This is a genomic window from Psychrobacillus sp. MER TA 171, from assembly GCF_023713305.1.
Taxonomy (GTDB): Bacteria; Bacillota; Bacilli; order Bacillales_A; family Planococcaceae; genus Psychrobacillus.
This window is the reverse complement of sequence record NZ_JAMAWN010000008.1, coordinates 38985-57707: the sequence shown is the minus strand read 5'-3', so window position 1 is coordinate 57707 and position 18723 is coordinate 38985. Positions and strand designations below refer to the sequence as shown.

The 18723-nt window shown below is 37.8% G+C and carries 23 protein-coding genes and 1 riboswitch; of the genes, 15 read left to right on the top strand and 8 right to left on the bottom strand.

Annotated features, from left to right (window positions below; all coding sequences use genetic code 11):
• Positions 1-21 precede the first annotated feature (21 nt).
• Positions 22-1719 carry a M3 family oligoendopeptidase gene (locus M3627_RS09480; RefSeq protein WP_251555233.1) on the bottom strand — a complete coding sequence of 566 codons (1698 nt, stop codon included), beginning with the start codon at positions 1717-1719 and terminating at the stop codon, positions 22-24.
• 147 nt (positions 1720-1866) lie between these two features.
• Here M3627_RS09480 and M3627_RS09475 point away from each other — a divergent pair, with 147 nt between their 5' ends.
• Positions 1867-2622, top strand: coding sequence for a DUF2087 domain-containing protein (locus M3627_RS09475; RefSeq protein ID WP_251555231.1), 756 nt, complete (start codon positions 1867-1869; stop codon positions 2620-2622).
• 123 nt (positions 2623-2745) lie between these two features.
• On the top strand, positions 2746-3147 hold the full coding sequence (locus tag M3627_RS09470; protein ID WP_251555229.1) for a hypothetical protein: 402 nt from the start codon (positions 2746-2748) through the stop codon (positions 3145-3147).
• Between the two features lie 92 nt (positions 3148-3239).
• On the opposite strand, the gene M3627_RS09465 is transcribed toward M3627_RS09470, so the two are convergent.
• Together M3627_RS09465 and M3627_RS09460 are read right to left on the bottom strand one after the other, a co-directional pair.
• Positions 3240-3827 carry a YdcF family protein gene (locus M3627_RS09465; protein ID WP_251555227.1) on the bottom strand — a complete coding sequence of 196 codons (588 nt, stop codon included), beginning with the start codon at positions 3825-3827 and terminating at the stop codon, positions 3240-3242.
• A gap of 18 nt (positions 3828-3845) precedes the next feature.
• On the bottom strand, positions 3846-4487 hold the full coding sequence (locus M3627_RS09460; RefSeq protein WP_169359242.1) for a glycerol-3-phosphate acyltransferase: 642 nt from the start codon (positions 4485-4487) through the stop codon (positions 3846-3848).
• Positions 4488-4631: 144 nt separating this feature from the next.
• Positions 4632-4748, top strand: a riboswitch (SAM riboswitch).
• 121 nt (positions 4749-4869) lie between these two features.
• On the opposite strand from M3627_RS09460, the gene M3627_RS09455 reads away from it, so the two are divergent.
• Both M3627_RS09455 and M3627_RS09450 read left to right on the top strand, forming a co-directional pair.
• Positions 4870-6162, top strand: coding sequence for an O-acetylhomoserine aminocarboxypropyltransferase/cysteine synthase family protein (locus tag M3627_RS09455; RefSeq protein ID WP_251555225.1), 1293 nt, complete (start codon positions 4870-4872; stop codon positions 6160-6162).
• A 124-nt stretch (positions 6163-6286) separates the two neighbouring features.
• Positions 6287-7273 carry a homoserine dehydrogenase gene (locus M3627_RS09450; RefSeq protein WP_169359240.1) on the top strand — a complete coding sequence of 329 codons (987 nt, stop codon included), beginning with the start codon at positions 6287-6289 and terminating at the stop codon, positions 7271-7273.
• Positions 7274-7338: 65 nt separating this feature from the next.
• Here M3627_RS09450 and M3627_RS09445 read toward each other — a convergent pair whose 3' ends face one another.
• Positions 7339-7569 (bottom strand): excisionase family DNA-binding protein, encoded by a 231-nt coding sequence (locus M3627_RS09445; protein WP_169359239.1) that lies wholly within the window; start codon positions 7567-7569, stop codon positions 7339-7341.
• Positions 7570-7659: 90 nt separating this feature from the next.
• Here M3627_RS09445 and M3627_RS09440 point away from each other — a divergent pair, with 90 nt between their 5' ends.
• From M3627_RS09440 to M3627_RS09430, 3 genes are all read left to right on the top strand, one after another.
• Positions 7660-8547, top strand: a complete 888-nt coding sequence (locus M3627_RS09440) for a DMT family transporter (protein WP_251555216.1) — start codon at positions 7660-7662, stop codon at positions 8545-8547.
• 20 nt (positions 8548-8567) lie between these two features.
• Positions 8568-9134, top strand: coding sequence for a CPBP family intramembrane glutamic endopeptidase (locus M3627_RS09435; protein WP_251555208.1), 567 nt, complete (start codon positions 8568-8570; stop codon positions 9132-9134).
• 114 nt (positions 9135-9248) lie between these two features.
• A complete protein-coding gene (locus M3627_RS09430; RefSeq protein ID WP_251555206.1) occupies positions 9249-9476 on the top strand; it encodes a DUF4652 domain-containing protein in 228 nt (75 codons plus the stop codon).
• 14 nt (positions 9477-9490) lie between these two features.
• Here the strand turns inward: M3627_RS09430 and M3627_RS09425 are convergent, their stop codons facing one another.
• From M3627_RS09425 to M3627_RS09415, 3 genes are all read right to left on the bottom strand, one after another.
• Complete coding sequence (locus M3627_RS09425; protein WP_251555493.1) at positions 9491-9661, bottom strand: hypothetical protein; 171 nt, start codon at positions 9659-9661, stop codon at positions 9491-9493.
• Between the two features lie 19 nt (positions 9662-9680).
• Positions 9681-10037: a YybH family protein gene (locus tag M3627_RS09420; RefSeq protein ID WP_251555204.1), complete on the bottom strand. Its 357-nt coding sequence runs from the start codon at positions 10035-10037 to the stop codon at positions 9681-9683.
• 144 nt (positions 10038-10181) lie between these two features.
• On the bottom strand, positions 10182-10838 hold the full coding sequence (locus M3627_RS09415) for a LytTR family DNA-binding domain-containing protein (RefSeq protein ID WP_251555201.1): 657 nt from the start codon (positions 10836-10838) through the stop codon (positions 10182-10184).
• A gap of 198 nt (positions 10839-11036) precedes the next feature.
• On the opposite strand from M3627_RS09415, the gene aceA reads away from it, so the two are divergent.
• Genes aceA through M3627_RS09400 form a run of 3 tightly spaced genes read left to right on the top strand, consistent with a single transcriptional unit; the run spans position 11037 to position 14078 of the window.
• Positions 11037-12320, top strand: a complete 1284-nt coding sequence (aceA, locus tag M3627_RS09410; protein WP_251555199.1) for an isocitrate lyase — start codon at positions 11037-11039, stop codon at positions 12318-12320.
• A 27-nt stretch (positions 12321-12347) separates the two neighbouring features.
• Complete coding sequence (gene aceB, locus M3627_RS09405; protein WP_251555190.1) at positions 12348-13943, top strand: malate synthase A; 1596 nt, start codon at positions 12348-12350, stop codon at positions 13941-13943.
• A gap of 12 nt (positions 13944-13955) precedes the next feature.
• Positions 13956-14078, top strand: coding sequence for a YhfH family protein (locus M3627_RS09400; protein WP_205964027.1), 123 nt, complete (start codon positions 13956-13958; stop codon positions 14076-14078).
• A gap of 438 nt (positions 14079-14516) precedes the next feature.
• Here the strand turns inward: M3627_RS09400 and M3627_RS09395 are convergent, their stop codons facing one another.
• Entirely contained in the window at positions 14517-15392 is an 876-nt protein-coding gene (locus M3627_RS09395) for a BsuPI-related putative proteinase inhibitor (RefSeq protein ID WP_169359230.1), read from the bottom strand.
• Between the two features lie 562 nt (positions 15393-15954).
• On the opposite strand from M3627_RS09395, the gene M3627_RS09390 reads away from it, so the two are divergent.
• From M3627_RS09390 to M3627_RS09370, 5 genes are all read left to right on the top strand, one after another.
• Positions 15955-16716, top strand: a complete 762-nt coding sequence (locus M3627_RS09390) for a S16 family serine protease (RefSeq protein WP_251555182.1) — start codon at positions 15955-15957, stop codon at positions 16714-16716.
• 146 nt (positions 16717-16862) lie between these two features.
• Complete coding sequence (locus M3627_RS09385) at positions 16863-17084, top strand: transcriptional regulator (RefSeq protein ID WP_169359228.1); 222 nt, start codon at positions 16863-16865, stop codon at positions 17082-17084.
• Positions 17085-17167: 83 nt separating this feature from the next.
• Complete coding sequence (locus M3627_RS09380) at positions 17168-17461, top strand: YolD-like family protein (RefSeq protein ID WP_251555179.1); 294 nt, start codon at positions 17168-17170, stop codon at positions 17459-17461.
• 13 nt (positions 17462-17474) lie between these two features.
• The gene (locus M3627_RS09375; RefSeq protein WP_169359226.1) at positions 17475-17654 is read left to right on the top strand and encodes a hypothetical protein; all 180 of its coding nucleotides are present in this window, start codon (positions 17475-17477) and stop codon (positions 17652-17654) included.
• Between the two features lie 239 nt (positions 17655-17893).
• The gene (locus tag M3627_RS09370) at positions 17894-18586 is read left to right on the top strand and encodes a response regulator transcription factor (RefSeq protein WP_169359225.1); all 693 of its coding nucleotides are present in this window, start codon (positions 17894-17896) and stop codon (positions 18584-18586) included.
• Positions 18587-18723: the final 137 nt, after the last annotated feature.

Here is an 18723-nt window from a genome sequence, read left to right as displayed (position 1 = left end):
ATAAACTCCTTATTTCTAAAATTAAAGTGAAGCATCATCTACGCTGTTTAAGTAATCCTCAATTGTACCAATTACAGATTCGACGCATCCTTCCTCAAAAGGAGAAATGAGATTAGCTTCTTTTACTAGCTTAGTGAAGGACATAGAGCCCCCTAGTTTACAAAGGTGTAAGTAATCCTTCCATGCAGAGTCACGATCCTCTCTTGAACGCTTCCAAAATTGGAATGCACAAATCTGTGCCAACGTATAGTCGATGTAATAGAAAGGACTAGCATATATATGTCCTTGGCGCTGCCAGAAGCCACCAGCCTCATAATAACTGTTTCCATCATAATCACGATGAGGGAGGTACGTTTGCTCAATTTTTCTCCATGCTGCTTTTCTTTCTGCTGGTGTCATTTCTGGATTTTCATATACAATGTGCTGGAATTCGTCTACTGCCACGCCGTAAGGAAGGAACAGAAGACCACTACTTAGATGGGCAAATTTATATTTCTCTGTTTGGTCCTTGAAGAAAAGCTCCATCCATGGCCAAGTGAAAAATTCCATACTCATCGAGTGGATCTCGCAGGATTCAAACGTTGGCCAGATATATTCCGGTATCCCGATATTTCTACTTGTATAAACCTGAAAAGCATGACCTGCTTCATGAGTTAACACATCAATATCTCCAGATGTTCCATTGAAATTAGAGAAAATATAAGGAGATTCATAGTCATCGATAAATGTACAATATCCTCCAGCTTCTTTTCCTTTTTTAGCTTCTAAATCCATTAGGTCCCGGTCAATCATAAACTGGAAGAATTCCGCTGTTTCTGGAGAAAGCTCCTCATACATTTTCTTTCCATTGTCGATAATCCATTGAGGAGAACCTTGTGGAGTTGCATTTCCAGTTAAAAAGTTAAGTGGTTCATCATAAAATTTAAGCTTCTCTACACCTATGCGTTTAGCCTGCCTTTCGTGTAGCTTATTGGCAAGAGGAACTATATAATCACGAACCTGGTCACGGAATTTTTTTACCATCTCCGCATTATAGTCGATTCTGTTCATCCGAATATAACCAAGCTCTACAAAGTTTTTGTAGCCAAGAGTAGTTGCCATCTCATGACGTAGCTTAACAAGTTGGTCATAGATGTCATCAAATTTGGCTTCATTTTCTTGGAAAAACCCAATAGAAGCTTCTCTAGCTTTCTTTCTTATTTCGCGTTCTGTAGATTCTGTAAACTTTCCAAGCTGTGCTAGTGTATATTTTTCTCCCTCGAACTCTACTTCTGCAGATGCAACAAGCTTAGAGTAGTCAGAGGTTAGTTTGTTTTCCTTTTGCATTAAGCCGATTAACTCTGAAGAGAATCCTTTAATCTGAAAGTCTGCCAAATCAAATAATTGGTTGCCCCACTTTTGTTCTAGCTCATTGCGGTATGGGGAAGCTACAAGAACCTTGTAGTATTCTGTGACAAGCTCATCTACCTCGGGACTGATTTCATCTAAAAAATCGCGTTCCTTTTGATAAAATTCATCGTTTGTATCGATAGAAGCTCGGATATAAACAAGGTTTGCTTGAGTAGAGAAGTTGTTGCGAATCGAGTTAACCTCTTCAATTATTGAATTTTGCTCCTCTACAGAAGAAGCTTCCTTCATTTTATCTAATAAACTATGAAAAGCTGTCTTCATTTCTTGTAAATCTGGTCTTTTGTATTCGTATTCTTTGAATGTTACCAATGTATTTCCCCCTATTTTCTTGTAATCCTTCCTTTTAATTGTTTATTATTTTCAGATAAATTGCAACAGTATTATTTAGTTTGATTTAAAATAGATATTATTATAAAATGTTTGTATATTTACAAACGAAAAGAGGTTATGTTTGTTATGGAAGTAAATGAAAATTTTTTAGACGCATCTATGGAAGAGATGAAAAAAGGGTATGTGGAGGAAAAGGAATGCTATCAATGTTTATTATGTGGGGAGAAAGTTGAAAAGGGCTTAATATATCCTGAAAATAATGTTTTGTATGAATCGGAGCGATTTATGAAGCTTCATATAGAGAAACAACATAACTCTGTATTTGATCATTTAATTGGCTTAAACAAAAAGCTAACTGGCTTAACGGACCATCAAAATAGCTTATTGCAACTGTTTTATGAAGGGAGAAGTGACTTAGAAATTCAAAAGGAGTTAGAGATAGGGAGTGCCTCGACTATTCGAAATCATCGATTTATCTTGAAGGAAAAGGAACGCCAAGCAAAGATATTTTTGACAATGATGGAGCTGTTGAAGGAAAAGGACAGACATGCCCCTAATTTCCTGCCAATTCATAAAAACGCTACGATGGTAGACGATCGTTATAATATAACAGCTGATGAACAAGCAGAAGTAGAGAAAAAATTCTTCCCAGAGGGAATAAGTGGTCGGATGATTAAGTTTCCGAAAAAGGAAAAACAAAAGCTTGCAACACTACGAGTAATTATTAAGCAATTTGACAAGGAAAAGCAGTATAGCGAGAAAGAAATAAATGAAATTCTAAAAAGCATATACGATGACCATGTAACTCTCAGACGTTATTTAGTGGAATACGGATTTTTAGATAGGAAAGATGATGGAAGTGCTTATTGGGTGAAGGGGTAAAGTTGATTCAACCCAATTAAATGGAAATTCACTTAGACAACTAAACAGCAATTGTAACAAATGAGAGTAGGTAAGGTAACTTATTCCACCCTTGTCCGTCTAACAATGTAAGGAGGGGATAACGTGAGACAACTTGCATTATTTTGGGGTTTGATCATTTTCGTTTTATTAACTGCTGTTGGATGTTCTAATTCATTGAACACAGAAAAAATAGAAGTTCATGAAACTAAAAATCCTGATGCGGAAGAGGTTTTAACATTAGACCCTGAAGCCGATATTTTTCAGCTCGATGGTGTGATTTATAAGACTAAAATTGACTGGGTTGAGGAACTAACTTTAACAAAAGGCGAGCAAGTAGGGGAAATAAAAATAAGAAATGATTCAGACACAGACTTTGAAGATGAAATGTCGAATAAGCTCCCTGTGGGTTCAAATATTTTTTCTACTATAGAAAAAGAAGGCCCTATTTTACTCGTTGAATTAGAAGGTGAACTTCTGAAATATTATGCACTGGTCGAGGGTTAATAACTTTCCTATAATTCGCAAATGAGCGAGAGCTGGGGGAGGGAGAAAGGAGGGGGTAGCATAGCTACTCTTCTTTTTTTATCCCTCCCTTGTTATTCTCCGGAAACAAAGGTTTTTAGCAAGGCCGCTCTTTCGCGCAAACGTAGTTTTGCCTCTGAAATTTGTGGTGTCCTAGCTGCTACCACGTCTGCGTCCCATCCTATTCCCTCAGCTATAATTTTTGCTCGCTGTAAATGGAAATCGCTCGTAATAATTGTGACAGAGGTAACGCTGTCAGGGAGAAGCTGTTGAGAGTATAAAAGGTTTTCATACGTAGAGGTAGATTGATCTTCTACTATGATTCGACTCTCCATAATTCCATTCTCTACGAGATAGTTCTTCATGACTATAGCTTCTTCTATATCCTCATCTTGTCCCTGTCCTCCAGTAACAACAAGTTTTACAGATGGGTATTTTTCAGCATAATCTAGTGCTGCTTCCAAACGATAAAGAAGTGCTAGAGAAGGGATGTGCCCTTTTTTGACCTTGGCCCCTAACACAATGGCATACTCATTGGAACCGTCGGCCTTAGGCTTTAACCCATCCTCGAGCCATTTACTTGTAAGCATCCACATACCTAATCCGCTCGATGCGATTATTATGAATGGAATGACCACAATCCACCTCTTTTTTTTGCTCATTTAACTCACTCTTTTCCTTTAAACCGAAGGCTTCTTTTTCTTTATAACAGAGGAAATTTTTGTTTCCTCGTTCCGTATTAATCGTTGGACATTCTCTATGTGTAAGAAGGAAGCCATTAAAAATAGGAAGCCTGCTATTAAGATTGGTCCTGTTCCATCTGCTGTCCAGACAGAGGCTCCTAAAAATATGAGGTAAAAAAACAAAACCCCAATCAACAAATAATCTGTTAAAAGTGTAACGCAGATTAATATAAGCAATCCAGCCAGTCCTACCGGCCAATGTAATGCAAGTAAAACCCCGATGATGGAGGCTGTGCCTTTCCCACCTTTAAATTTTGTGAAAACTGGAAAGTTGTGTCCTAAAATAACCGCGGCACCAGCTAGATAAAGAAGTAGATCCAGCTCTGATGAACTAAACAAGCTCCACTGCTCAGAAAGTACACGTACACCAATAATCATAATGGCACCCTTTAATATATCTATGACTCCCACTAAAACACCATACTTCCAGCCAAGTACGACAGTAGCATTGGATGCTCCGGAATTATTTAGGCCTTCTTTTTTTATATTAACTCCACTCATCCATTGAGCGAGTTTAGATCCATGTAGCGAACCAATAATGTAGCCTGTTAGGAGAATGCTAACAATCCAAACAACCATTCTATGACACCCCTTATAAAATTATTCTATCTATTATATTAAACGATTAAAAAAAGAAGAAGTTTCAGAATTTTTATAAAATGACTTGACATCTAAATATATGGAGACTTATACTGTGTAACAAGATGGAATACTAATCAAATACTCTTATCAAGAGTGACTGAGGGAATAGGCCCTAAGAAGTCCGGCAACCACCAAGTTCTATAACTTGGAAAGGTGCTAAATCCTACAAATTCTTTAATAGAATTTGGAAGATAAGAGGAGGAACATGTCATCAATTTGACCCCTCTTCTTAATTGAAGAGGGGTTTTTATAGTTGTCTGTTCTATAATCCTCTCTGGCCTCCAGCATCCATCTAATCTACTAAATCGGAGGAATTCAAATGACTAATCTTCAAAAAGAAACACTTCTATTACACGGTGGACAAACGCCTGATCCAGTGACAGGATCTAGAGCAGTACCTATTTACAAAACAACCTCATATGTATTTCAAAACACTGAGCATGCACAAAATCTATTTGCCTTGAAAGAGACTGGTAATATCTATTCCAGAATCACAAACCCAACAGTAGATGTTTTTGAACAAAGAATTGCATTACTGGAAGGAGGAACAGCAGCAGTAGCACTTTCCTCAGGAGCAGCAGCCATAGCATTTTCTATTTTGAACATTGCTGGAGCTGGAGATGAAATTATAGCTGCTGAAAATTTATACGGAGGAACTTTTAATCTATTTGCACATACACTCCCACGTTATGGGATTACAGTAAAATTCGTAGATTCCTCTGACCCAGAAAATTTCCGTAAAGCTGTTACAGAGAAAACGAAAGGCTTCTTTGCAGAAATCATTGGAAATCCAAGCTTAAATGTTCTAGACGTAGAAGCTGTTTCAAAAATTTCCAATGAAGTAGGAGTTCCATTATTAGTAGATAACACATTTGCTACACCTTTTGGTTCAAATCCTATAGAGTATGGAGCTAACATTGTTATACATTCTGCAACGAAGTGGATTGGAGGACATGGGACAACAATTGGTGGTGTAGTAGTAGATGGAGGGAATTTCAATTGGAACTCCGATAAATTTCCGGGATTTACAGAGCCTGATGTTACTTATCATGGGCTACGTTATGGAATCGACGTACCAAATGTGGCATTTGCAATTAAGCTAAGAGTTCAGTTGCTTCGGGATTTTGGTCCTACTCTTAGCCCAGAGGCAGCATTTTCCTTTCTTCAAGGACTAGAAACACTTCACTTAAGAGTGCCAAAACATAACGAAAATGCACAGAAGATTGCAGAGTACTTAAATGCAAATGAGGAAGTGTCATGGGTTAACTACTTAGGGCTTGAAAACCATCCAACGCACGAGCTGGCTAAAAAGTATTTAAAAAATGGCTTCGGTTCTATTCTGACATTTGGAGTGAAGGGAGGCAGAGAAGCAGGTAGACAAATTATTGATAATATTGAAATTTGGTCTCATGTTGCTAATGTAGGAGACGCAAAATCCTTAATTATCCACCCAGCTTCTACTACTCACCAACAGCTTACTCCCGAGGATTTAGTAAAATCAGGTGTTACAGAGGATCTAATCCGCTTGTCTGTTGGCTTGGAGGCAGTTGAAGACTTACAAAATGCACTCGAAAAAGTACTTTTGAGAAAAACAAATGTCCTCTCTAGATAGAATCCTATTGTATAATGAATAAAAATAGTCTACAATATGTAAAATAGTCAATAAATTTATTGAAATATTACACAAGTGCGATTATTTATATTCAATTGTACAGATTCATTTTGGAGGAGACAGCATGGCAAAAATAAAAGCAGCGATTTTAGGGTTTGGAACAGTCGGCCAAGGGATTTATCACATCGTAAATGAAAAAAGAGAAGACTTAAAAAAATCATTAGGGTTGGATATTGAGATTTGTGCAATCCTGATAAATAATTTAGCAAAAGAAAGACCTGAAACTCCAGGAGTTTTGGTAACAGACGACTTTGAGGATATTGAGAATATTCCTGGACTCCAGGTAGTTTTTGAGGCAATTGTCAACGAAGAGCCCGCATATAGCTATTTATGCAGAGCGATTGACAAAGGCTGTCACGTGATTACTGCAAATAAAGTCATGTTCTCTAAATATAGTATTCCCTTACAGGAGCGCGCAAAATCACGAGGTGTATTTGTAGGCTATGAGGCTACTACAGCTGGTGGGGTGCCAATTATCAAGACTCTAAAAAACCTGCTTCAAGTAAACTCTGTGAAGAAAATTCAAGGAATATTGAATGGAACATCCAACTATATTTTGACGCAAATGCGTATAGAGGATTCGCCATTTGAGAGTGCCTTAAAAGAAGCACAGCTGCTTGGATATGCAGAGGCTGATCCTTACAACGATATATCTGGTCAGGATGCATTTCGCAAGCTAATGATCTTAAGCGCATTGGCATTTGGAAAACAGCCAGATTGGGACGATGTACGTGTAGTAGGAATCGATGAAATTACATTAGAGGATGTACGTGAAGCTAAGGACAAAGGTCTTCGTTATCGTCATGTAGCAGAAATTGAACAGGATGAAAATGGAGAATTATATGCATCAGTAGGGCCTCAGCTGGTAGGAGCAGATCATCCGTTGTATGCAATAGAAGGAGTAAATAATGCTGTTTCTCTTGATACAAACTATATTGGGACACTTACACTAGTAGGTCCTGGAGCGGGGATGTATCCTACTGCTAGTGTGATGGTTGAGGACTACGCAGAGATTATCGGTAAGAGAGCAGGCTTTTTTATTACAATATAAAATCAAAAAGGACAATTTCCCTTCGGAAAAAGTCCTTTTTGTTTGATATGCATAAATTGGAATGGCTAGTCCTCGTCCTTTACATCAATGTCCTCTGGAATTGGAGTATTGCGCCACTCATCAATTTGACGTTTTAATTCTTCCACTTGCTCTAAATGGGTTTCGAACTGTGCACTATTGACAACATATTGCTCTCCGTCAAAGACAGCACGTATCTTTTTATCGGCGATATACCTTTTGACTTGTTCAAGTGGCATCGACAAGAAGTCAGCTGTTTCTTCTACTGTCATGTACATGGTACAAATCCCTCCTACGTATTTATTAGTATAATGGAGACAAGGAGGTAACTCAATGTCCTCACATAGAAAATAGTTGTAGTAGAAAGGATGAAAAGAGTGGCTGTTATACCATACATATTCGTATTACTGGGAGCAATGCTTTGGGGAACGACAGGAACGGCCCAAACATTTTTACCAGATAATGCCCATCCCTTTATTATTAGCGCTGGACGATCGGCAACCGGAGGCATTCCCCTATTAATCATTATGATTTTACTAAAAAAAATAAAGCTTCATACTTGGCCTTGGAAACAGACATTATATGCTGCTATTTGCATATCCTTGTTTCAGCTTTTGTTTTTTTCATCCGTTCGATTAACCGGTGTTGCCATTGCCAGTGTAGTTGCTATCGGAAGCGCGCCTGTTTTTTCTGGCGTGGTTGAATGGATTTTCTTAAAAATGAAACCTACAAAAGTGTGGGGGCTCTCTACTGGGCTAGCAATTGTTGGCTGTCTGTTTTTATTTTTGACGAAGGGTGAAGTAACAATCGATCCGGTAGGTATTTTATATTCACTAGTTGCCGGGCTTATATTTGCTTTTTATACGCTTACGAGCAAGTCCCTTTTACAAAAAGAAGAAGCCATCCCTGTAGTGGCAGTGACATTCTCACTAAGTGCGTTGCTGTTAACGCCATTTTTCTTTATCTATGACATAAGCTGGCTAGCTGATCCAGGTAACGTGGGAATCATCGTCTATTTAGGCTTGGCTACAACGAGTGTGGCATATGTTTTGTATGGGTGGGGTCTTCGGAAGATACCAGCATCCTCTGCATTGACACTATCGCTAGCAGAGCCAACTACAGCTGCACTGCTTGGTGTAGTGGTAGTAGGAGAAATTTTAGGGTTTACATCGTGGATAGGAATTGGTTTGTTGCTTGGGAGTATCGTCATTTTAACTTTGGGTAGTAAAGCAAGCAAACCAAACAAGCTCAAGTGAGGAAAGGACAAATAAATAAAATGAATTTAAAGAGTATGATTCCAGCTTATATCGGCTTAAATTTATTTTGTAGTGCTATTCTTTTATTTATGGTACTAGAAGGCTATTTGGCATATGGCGCTGTCTTAGCCTTTAATGAAGCTTCAAAAATAATATTGGTCATCATCTTGGCTTCGCTTAGTTTAACTCTATTCGGAGTCCTACTGACTTATCTAACCCCGGAAAAGTACATAGATGAAATGAATAAAAGTTATCAAGATAGTTCAGTTTTAGAAATTATCTCGTTTATGTTGCTAGCTGCTCTTTTTGAAGAATTACTTTTTCGAGGAATTATACAAAATGTTTTATTTTTAATCGTCGATCATCGATGGCTAGCCATTTTACTAACTTCTTTTTTATTTGTGGCATTTCACGTCCAGTACTATAAAAAACCGTTGATGCTCCTTAATATTACAGTTCCGAGTCTAGTTTTTGGCTGGTGTTATTTTTATACAGATAATTTATTGGTGCCTATTATTGTCCATTTTATAATGAATGTTAGTATAACCTTATTGTTTAAATTTAATAAGATTACGCTAAAGGCATAATTTAGAAGGTATAATTGTCCCTGTGTCACACACAATTTCCACACAATTCATATGGAGGGAGCAGCCATTTGAAATAAAGTCTCATTGATTACGACAATCGACTAGGGGTACGGGATGGTGACCGCTGGTGGAAAGTTGTACGTGTTAGACATAGGGAAGAATGAAGTGAAGTCAATTATTACAGATTTAACTAACAAAGAAGAAGTTATGTCTATAAAGGTGAACAACGATGATACTTTCACATATCAATTACATGTATATGATACAGATGCTATGGAAGGCTCAGAAAGCCATGTGGAAGAAAATACACTACCATTACCAAAGCCTGGAGAGAGGGAGTAATTACCCTCTCTTTTTTATTCTGCCTTGTTAGAATGGGGTAGGTTATCGAGCTTTCTAGAAATCTCTCTTAATAATTCATTACGCTCTTTATTCGAAAGAACTAATGTAATGATAAACCAAATAACAAAACACCAGAATGCAAAGAAAAGAATTAAAGGGATAATTGCAAGAAACGTGTTCATCAATCAAATTTCTCCTTTCTTTTTATAGTTTGTCACTTAAATGCTCATGAATGAGTTTCCAATCTCCTTCATTCTTTACGAATACATTTGTAGCTCTGCCTTCTCCATTAACATACTCACCATTCACGTACCCTTCATAAAAATAGGTATAGATACATGTCGCTGAGTCTTCACCTTGATGGAGCCAATGGACATTCCGAGCCTCATAGTTTTCATTTTTTACAACCGTCCAAGCATTTTCAAAGTAATTCTGTATCTCTTGATGAGTAGTACAGGTTTGATCGGAGAAAAAGTAAACGGCATTGTTGTGCAATACTTTACGGACCTGTTCAAAGTCATGCGTGTTCGTGGCTGCTATATACGTATTTAGAATTTCCATGATTATCCTCCGTCAGTTTACTTATTTTTATAATAAAGAAGTTGTTTGTAGAAAACAAATGGTATTTGGCAACCTAAAAAGAGCTTCCCTAAAATGGTAGCTCTTTTATTTATGTCTATTGATAGAGGCTTAAGACCTCTTCTTTTAAAATCCTAAAACAGCCCTCACCTCAGCCATATAAGATTGGCTAATCGGCAATTCTGTATCATCGGTCAATACAACTAATAAATTGGAGGAAAAGTCTCGAATGATTCGATCGATAAATGAGATATTAACGATATAAGAACGATGTATTCTTATGAAATCATCAGGCAATTTTCTTTGAAGATCCTTTAAAGGGATAGTCGTTTTATAAGCCTCACCCTCTGCATAAAACCAAATCTTTTTTTGCAAGCTTTCCAGGTATTCTATTTTTTCAATAGGTACAGGCTTCCATTCATCTTCTTTTTTTCCTGTAAGAAATCGAACCAGCGATTGCTTTGAAACAGCATGCTTGGGTGGGAGTATAACAACTAATACAGCATTTTCACCATTAATCTCGATAGGATAGCCTACTCCGTAGTAAGGAATTTGAAACAAATTGTCGTCTAATACAGCTTCTGTTCGACAGCCATTTTTAAAAACTAAATCAGCTATGCTTCCTGGCTGTACCTTCTGTCCTTCCTGCAATTCTAGGTCATGCTCGCCGGCATAATAATAGATGTACTGGTCTTTAACGGCAATGGCAATGGAAGCCTCTTTAGGAATCCATTCTTCTAAAAGATTGCTATATCTCTTTAATTGGTCTTTCGTTATTTCCATTCATACACCTCCAAGTTCTTTTTTACCATTCGTCTGCCTTATTTCTTTTTCGTCCTTGAAAAAAAGTATCTTATCCAAAAACCGATACAGAATAAACCATTCTGTTATATATTAGATTACAAGAAAAGGCGCTGTTATGATACAGTAAAAAAGACATATTTTTAATTATCAAAAAATTGTAGAGAGGTGTGTTCATTAATGACAAAAAGACAACAGCAAGTAGAAGAGCTTAGAAAGCAATGGGAAGAGGATAACCGTTGGAAGGGAATAGAACGTCCTTACACTCCAGAAGAGGTTATTAAGCTACGTGGATCACTACAAATCGAGCATACATTAGCGCGCAAGGGAGCAGAACGTCTATGGAATTCCCTTCATAAAGAAGATTTTATAAATGCTTTAGGAGCTTTAACTGGAAACCAGGCAGTACAGCAGGTAAAAGCAGGACTACAAGCGATTTACTTGAGTGGCTGGCAGGTAGCAGCTGATGCTAACCTTTCCGGTCAAATGTATCCAGACCAAAGTCTTTACCCGGCAAACAGCGTTCCAGCAGTAGTGAAGCGTATAAACCAAGCGCTTCAGCGAGCAGACCAAATTGACCAGGCTGAAGGTCGTGAGGATGAGTTTGACTGGTTCGCACCAATTATCGCAGATGCTGAAGCAGGTTTTGGTGGCCCACTGAACGTATTTGAGCTAATTAAAGGAATGATTGAAGCAGGAGCAGCTGGCGTTCACTTAGAAGACCAGCTGGCATCAGAAAAGAAGTGCGGACATCTTGGAGGTAAAGTACTTCTTCCAACACAAAATGCTATCCGTAACCTAGTGGCAGCTCGATTAGCAGCTGACGTATCTGGTGTTCCTACTGTTTTAATCGCACGTACAGATGCAGACGCTGCAGATATGGTGACAAGCGATATTGACCCTCGTGACCATGAATTTATCACAGGAGAAAGAACTCCAGAGGGCTTCTATCGTACGAAGGCTGGTATAGAACAAGCAATCGCTCGTGGATTGGCTTATGCTCCATATGCAGATCTAGTATGGTGCGAAACCTCCCACCCGAGCCTAGAGGAAGCAAAGCAATTTGCGGATGCAATTCATGCTCAATATCCAGATAAAATGCTTGCATACAACTGTTCTCCATCGTTTAACTGGAAGGCAAACTTAGATGAAGAGACGATTGCTAAGTACCAAGTAGAGCTAGGTAAGATGGGCTACAAGTTCCAATTCGTTACACTTGCTGGATTCCATTCATTGAACCACAGTATGTTTGAGCTTGCTCATGAGTACAAAACGAAAGGGATGGCTGCATACTCCAAATTGCAGCAGGCAGAGTTTGCAAACGAATCAAAGGGGTATACTGCTACCAAACATCAGCGTGAGGTTGGTACTGGATACTTTGATGAGGTTTCTCAAGTCGTTTCCGGTGGTACTTCCTCTACGACTGCCATGAAAGGTTCAACTGAAACAGCTCAGTTTGCTTGATCATTGAAGAAATGGGAGGGTAAAGGAATGGAACAAATAACTGAAAAAAAGATTGAAATTGTTGGTAAAGACGTGGAAGGAATGCATGAGATTCTAACACCGGAAGCTTTGGAATTCGTTGCTTCTCTTCATCAGACATTTGATGACCGACGAAAGGATTTACTCATTGCTCGGCGAGACCGCCAGGAAAGGCTAGACAATGGAGAAAAATTAGATTTTCTTACAGAAACAAAACATATTCGAGAAGGGGATTGGACAATAGCTCCGCTCCCTGAGGATCTACAGGATAGAAGAGTAGAGATTACTGGACCAGTCAATCGAAAGATGGTTATTAATGCCCTAAACTCTGGAGCAAAAGCATTCATGGCCTGCTTCGAGGATGCAACATCTCCTACATGGGAGAATATGATTGAAGGTCAGATCAATATGAGAGACGCAGTAAGAAAGACGATTTCTTATACGCAGCCTGAGACTGGTAAAAGCTATCACTTAAAGGATGAAACAGCAGTGTTATTAGTTCGTCCTCGTGGCCTCCATCTGATGGAGAAGAATATTCATATAGATGGTAAGCCGATTTCTGGTAGCTTCTTTGACTTTGGATTATATTTTTTCCATAACGCGAAAGAGGCGATCGAGCGCGGAACAGGCCCATATTTTTATCTGCCAAAGCTAGAAAGTCATCTAGAGGCAAGACTGTGGAATGATATCTTTATCTTTGCGCAAGAGAAGCTAGGGATTCCACAAGGAACGATCAAAGCCACGGTGCTTATAGAAACAATCATGGCTGCGTTTGAAATGGATGAGATTTTATACGAATTAAAAGATCATTCTGCAGGCTTAAATTGTGGACGCTGGGATTATATCTTTAGTTACATCAAACGTCTTCGCAACCAACCAGAGGTTATTTTACCTGACCGTCGCCAAGTAACTATGACATCACCATTTATGAGAGCATATACACAGCTTTGTATTCAAACCTGTCATAAACGCAATGCTTCAGCTATCGGGGGAATGGCAGCACAAATTCCTATTAAGAATGATGAGGAAGCAAACGAGGCAGCATTTGCAAAAGTTCGAGAAGACAAGAAAAGAGAAGCTTCGGATGGACACGATGGAACTTGGGTAGCACATCCTGGACTTGTACCAGTCGCTTGGGAGCAATTCGACGAATATATGCCAACCCCTAACCAAATCCACCGTAAACGAGAGGATGTTCAGGTAACTGCAGACAACCTACTCGAAGTACCAACTGGAACAATCACCGAAGAAGGACTCCGTCTAAACTGTAGCGTTGGAGTTCAATACATTGCTTCATGGCTACGAGGTAACGGGGCTGCACCTATTAACAACCTGATGGAGGATGCAGCGACTGCAGAAATTTCTCGTACACAAGTATGGCAATGGGTTCGACATCCAGAAGGAAAGCTTGAGGACGGGCGGAAAATTACAATGCCACTTGTAGAGCAGGTACTAACTGAGGAGCTTGGGAAGTTAAAAGCTGACTTCGGTAATGACATCTATTTGACCGGTAGATATATGGAAGCAGCAGAGCTATTTTTGACATTAGTGAAAGAGGATAACTTCATTGAATTTTTAACTATTCCAGGCTATGCAAAATTATAGGAGGTGATTGGAATGAATAAGCCAACGAGTGAAAAAAATCCAAAGATTTGTCGCGAATGTGGATGCGTCATCCAAGAGCAAGTCGAATCTCCATTATTTGAATGTGAACGTTGTCTGAATGATAGAAGTGAATAAACTAGAAAAAGAGCTTGGAGGTGATCCAAGCTCTTTTATTATTTGGCTATGTTAAAGGGTAGGGTTGATTTATGATGCATAGAAATCTTAAATCAGAGAGTAGAATTGATTTTTCGCCCCAGCCGGACGCTTTCCTCGGGGTGAGGGATAAGCCATCACAATCACTTACGCGCGTGGTTGTGATGGCTTATCTGTCTCACTCATCCCGTAGGAGTTGCCGTCTGGCGTTCCAATCAATAAATGGAACAGCTTTAGCATCGATAAAGCGCTAATCAATTTACACGCATAAACAAAGCTAAAAAACTGTCACCAAACCTAATTTTATCATCTATTTATGTTCTTAATAGCCATTTGAAAGTTCCTTTGTTTATGTTTACAGTCACTATAAAAAAAGAATGGTTAGTCATCAACCAATAACTTGAACAAAGCGTATTATTTTTAATTCGGTTTTGTATATTGCTCATCGCGTGTGAAGGTGGATACAGCTCCCATATGTGATAGTTCAACAGGTGTACCATCTTCTTTAACAAAATCAATTTCTTCTAATTTAGGGTAGTTTTCAAAGTAAGAATGGAGGACTTTGCCTAAAAATAGATATTCTCCAGCAGTCCCTTGAATATTTTCTGTTGCCTTATCCATTACTAGAACTAGTTTTTTCTCGTCATTCTCAAAACGATATTCTAGTAATCCTACATTTGTTGCGTCAATTTCTTCAAATATTTGCTTCACTTTATCTTCAGATGGATCAATTTCCACCTCGTAAGGCTCTACAAATTCTGCATTGGCATCTTCACGGTAAAGAGTAATTTTACTATTTCCTTCTGTAGGAGGTGCACTCTCTTCTGCTTGCTCAGTTCCAGCCCATTCATAATCAGATTCAACCTTTTGATCGCTCAATTCAGATGCCATAGACCAAACAACCAGTTTGTACTTTCCGGCAGGTACTTCTGCTAGTTCATTTTCCAAATCAAGCTTAACGGAAATCTCTTCATTAGGCTTTAGTTTCTTTTCCTGAATTGCTTGTGTAAAGTTTTTATTGGCAGAATACGTATACACGACATTTTTGTCTTGATCTAGTAGTTGATACTCTACCTCCTGTCCGCTTGGAAAGGTTAGTGTCATTTCATTATCCGCAGGGTTTTTAATAAGGAGCATTGCTTCTCCATTAGCATCAACATTTAATTGGGTAGAGACCTTTGCTTCTTTTTCTTGCTCTTCACTGCCTGTTGTTGGGTCATTATCATTATTAGTTCCGCAGCTAGCAAGGAATAAGATTGTAAAAATAGTTAACATACTCCAAAACATTTTTTTCATTTTGTTCACTCCTTTAGAATATTAGACCGTTTTTGTTCCAGAAAGTTTCAGATATACGAAAAAGTGATAGTTAAGTTGCTTTAATAGGATTATAATGGAATTTAAATGTGTTATAAATCCTTTATTTCTTACTGTATCCTGGACTTGTTGTTTAAAGTCTTTGAAAGTAAGTATTTACCTCTAATAATTAAATAAATGATTTCTACTCGGACGGATTTTCGTGGGTTGCCCAATATGATATTATCCGTCTTACAAATCAAATATAGATTCTAAATTTATCTGTGAAACGCTATTACGTAATTGAGCCCCTTATATAGCATTTGATGAAAAAGAATATCATTACTTACATAATCATATGCATAACTTAACAAAGGATCTTTCCCTTTACTAGTATAGACTTTTAAGAAGGAGCTGGACCGCTATATCGAAAAATTATACTCGATCACTAAATGTCATCCCCATCATTATAACAATCGTTTTTTATCTTCTAGTACTAGGTGTATTCCTTCGAGACGCTATAGATGGTATCTCGTATTTAGTTTTACTGCTCCTTAGTTTATTTATGCTAACTATCTCCATCTTCATATTTCGAAGAAAACAGAAGACCAAACAACAACTTACTATTTCTCTAGTTATCCTATTGCTTCTATTTTGTTATGAGCTTCCGCTTCTAGGGTTCGTTACAAAAACATACGTAGCAAAATTATATATAGAACCAAGACAGACAGTAGAAGGTTCAGGAATCTTTATAGTAGCTATTTCTTACAAAAATTTAGATAACATGGAAAGCAAACAGGAGGCTCAGGAGTATTTAAGGAAGTACCCTGATCAAGAGGTCATAACAATTACTAAAGTAAGGAACGAGATTCTTTACGAAAATAAGAACAGGACAATATTTGAATGGCTACAACTTAAAAAAACACCGAAGGAAGAGATGAGAGAGAACTTAAAACTGTACTTTGGTAAAGAAGAAGCAAGGCTTACAGAATATTTCAAGCATGATAAAGGGATAGGAGACAGTGCAGGGCTAAGCTTGCTGTTAACTGAACTCATTATAAAAGGTGAATTACAAAATGGGCTACGTTTGGCTATTACAGGTGCCATTGATGCAGAGGGAAATGTTTTAGCTGTTGGAGGTTTGAGAGAAAAACTACAAAATGTTAAAAAATATGATTTTCCTTTTATGATTATACCGAGCGAAAATGCAAAAGAAGCAGAGACCCTTCAAAGAGAGTTAAAGTTAAATATTGAAGTTATTGATGTCGAGCATGTTGAGGAAGCCATTGAAGTAATTAATGATTTGAACGAAAAATATAAAAAGTAGATGGATAACTAAACAGAGTGACTTGAAATATTTTCAACGCCCATAGTGGCGTTTTTTTTGTTTGCTAAAATTTCATTTTCCTGAAATTTCAAGTTGTAAAAACAAACAAATGTTCGTATACTAAAAAGTAATAGGAGGGAACAAATGTGCGCATAATAATTTTGAAGTCAATGAAAGCCAATCAGTTATCTGAAATGATTTACATGAAACACAATGGGGAAATCAGTAAGAGACGAGTTAAGGTGCTAAGTGTCTCTAAGGACTCCTTCCAGGCTTATTGCTTTTTAAGAGGTACGAAAAGGATCTTTAAAATAGAAAATGTGTTAGCATTTGTTCCCGTTCTCCAAAAGGAACGTGAGGTTATATGAATATTCATGATAAATTTTTTGAAGGGATTAAAAAATCTAAATATCCTTTAGATCCTCGTCGAAATATTAAATGGGGGACATCTATGATGCTTCCAGAACATGTCTCACTACTTCGTGAGTATTATGAAGAGGTAAAGAAAGAGCCTAAGCCAGTATTAACCGATTACGATTATGTCATAATCTCAGAGACGCTTGAGTTAGCCTATACGTCTAAAGGTGATACGAAGATCAAACGCTGGAAAAATGGTCACTATATTTATAACAGGGGTACTATTGAAGAAATAGATGTAAAGCATAGGACAATTCATCTTCACGATCCATTTTATTTAATACCTATTAAGCTAGAAGAAATTGTAGATATAACAATTATGGACTAAGGAGTTGCTAATCATGAGCAAAACGAAGGAACAATTAGAGCTAGATCAATTAGTAAATGAATTATTTGAAAAATATTCTGGTGAAGTAGTGAATTCTTATATAGAACGGATTAGCGATATAAGTTACCAGGACATTGACCTAGAGCTTTGCACTACTATAGAAGAAACATGTAATGAATCCACCAACCTGTAAAAAGGTAGGTGGATTTTTTGATTCATTAGAGGGAGTGAAAAGAAAATTTTCATTTTATTTTGAATGTACTTTATTATGCCGATAATTTAGTTAAGCTTACAAAAACCTTATAGTGCAACAATATATAAATAAACAAAATAATTTCTTAAGATTTTCTTCAGAATTATACTGCTGGAATGTTAAGAAATGAAGGTTACAATAAGAATCATAAGAAAGCAAACGTGAGGAGGTAGCAAGAGATGCCTGAGTTTACTGTACTAGTGACCGATGATGATCAAGACATTCGAGATGGAATAGAAATCTATTTAAAAAATGAAGGCTACCGTGTGTTGAAGGCAGGAAATGGGATAGAGGCACTGGAGTTGCTAGAGGAAAACGAGGTTCATGTCATTGTATTAGATATCATGATGCCTCAAATGGATGGAATTTCTGCTACTTTTAAAATTCGAGAGCAAAGAAATATACCAATTATTATGTTAAGTGCTAAAGCAGAGGATTCAGATAAAATTCACGGATTGTCTGTAGGTGCAGATGATTACGTAACGAAGCCATTTCATCCTATGGAACTTGTAGCCAGAGTTAAGTCACAGCTCAGAAGATACACAAAGCTAGGGACTTATCAGGGCAGGCAAGCGGTGATAGAAGTGGATGGTCTCATTTTAAATCAGGAGGCAAAGGAGCTTTCTGTAGAAGGAGAAGCGGTAAAGCTCACTCCAATCGAATATAAAATAACGGAACTATTAATGACCAATGCAGGTCGAGTTTTTTCTATTCATGATATTTATGAACGAGTATGGAATGAACCAGCCTACAACGCGGAGAATATAGTGGCTGTTCATATCCGTAAAATACGCGAAAAAATTGAGGCAGACCCTAAAAATCCGAGATACCTAAAGGTGGTGTGGGGAGTTGGCTATAAAATCGACAAGTAAATGGAGTTTTCTATTTTCAATAGGGGCTATTCTTTGCGGAGCAATATGTTTATTTTATTGTACATCACAGCTCATTCCAATCATGGAGATTAGCAGAACCTTTACAGACATTGTTGAATTAATGAAAGGAGGAGCGA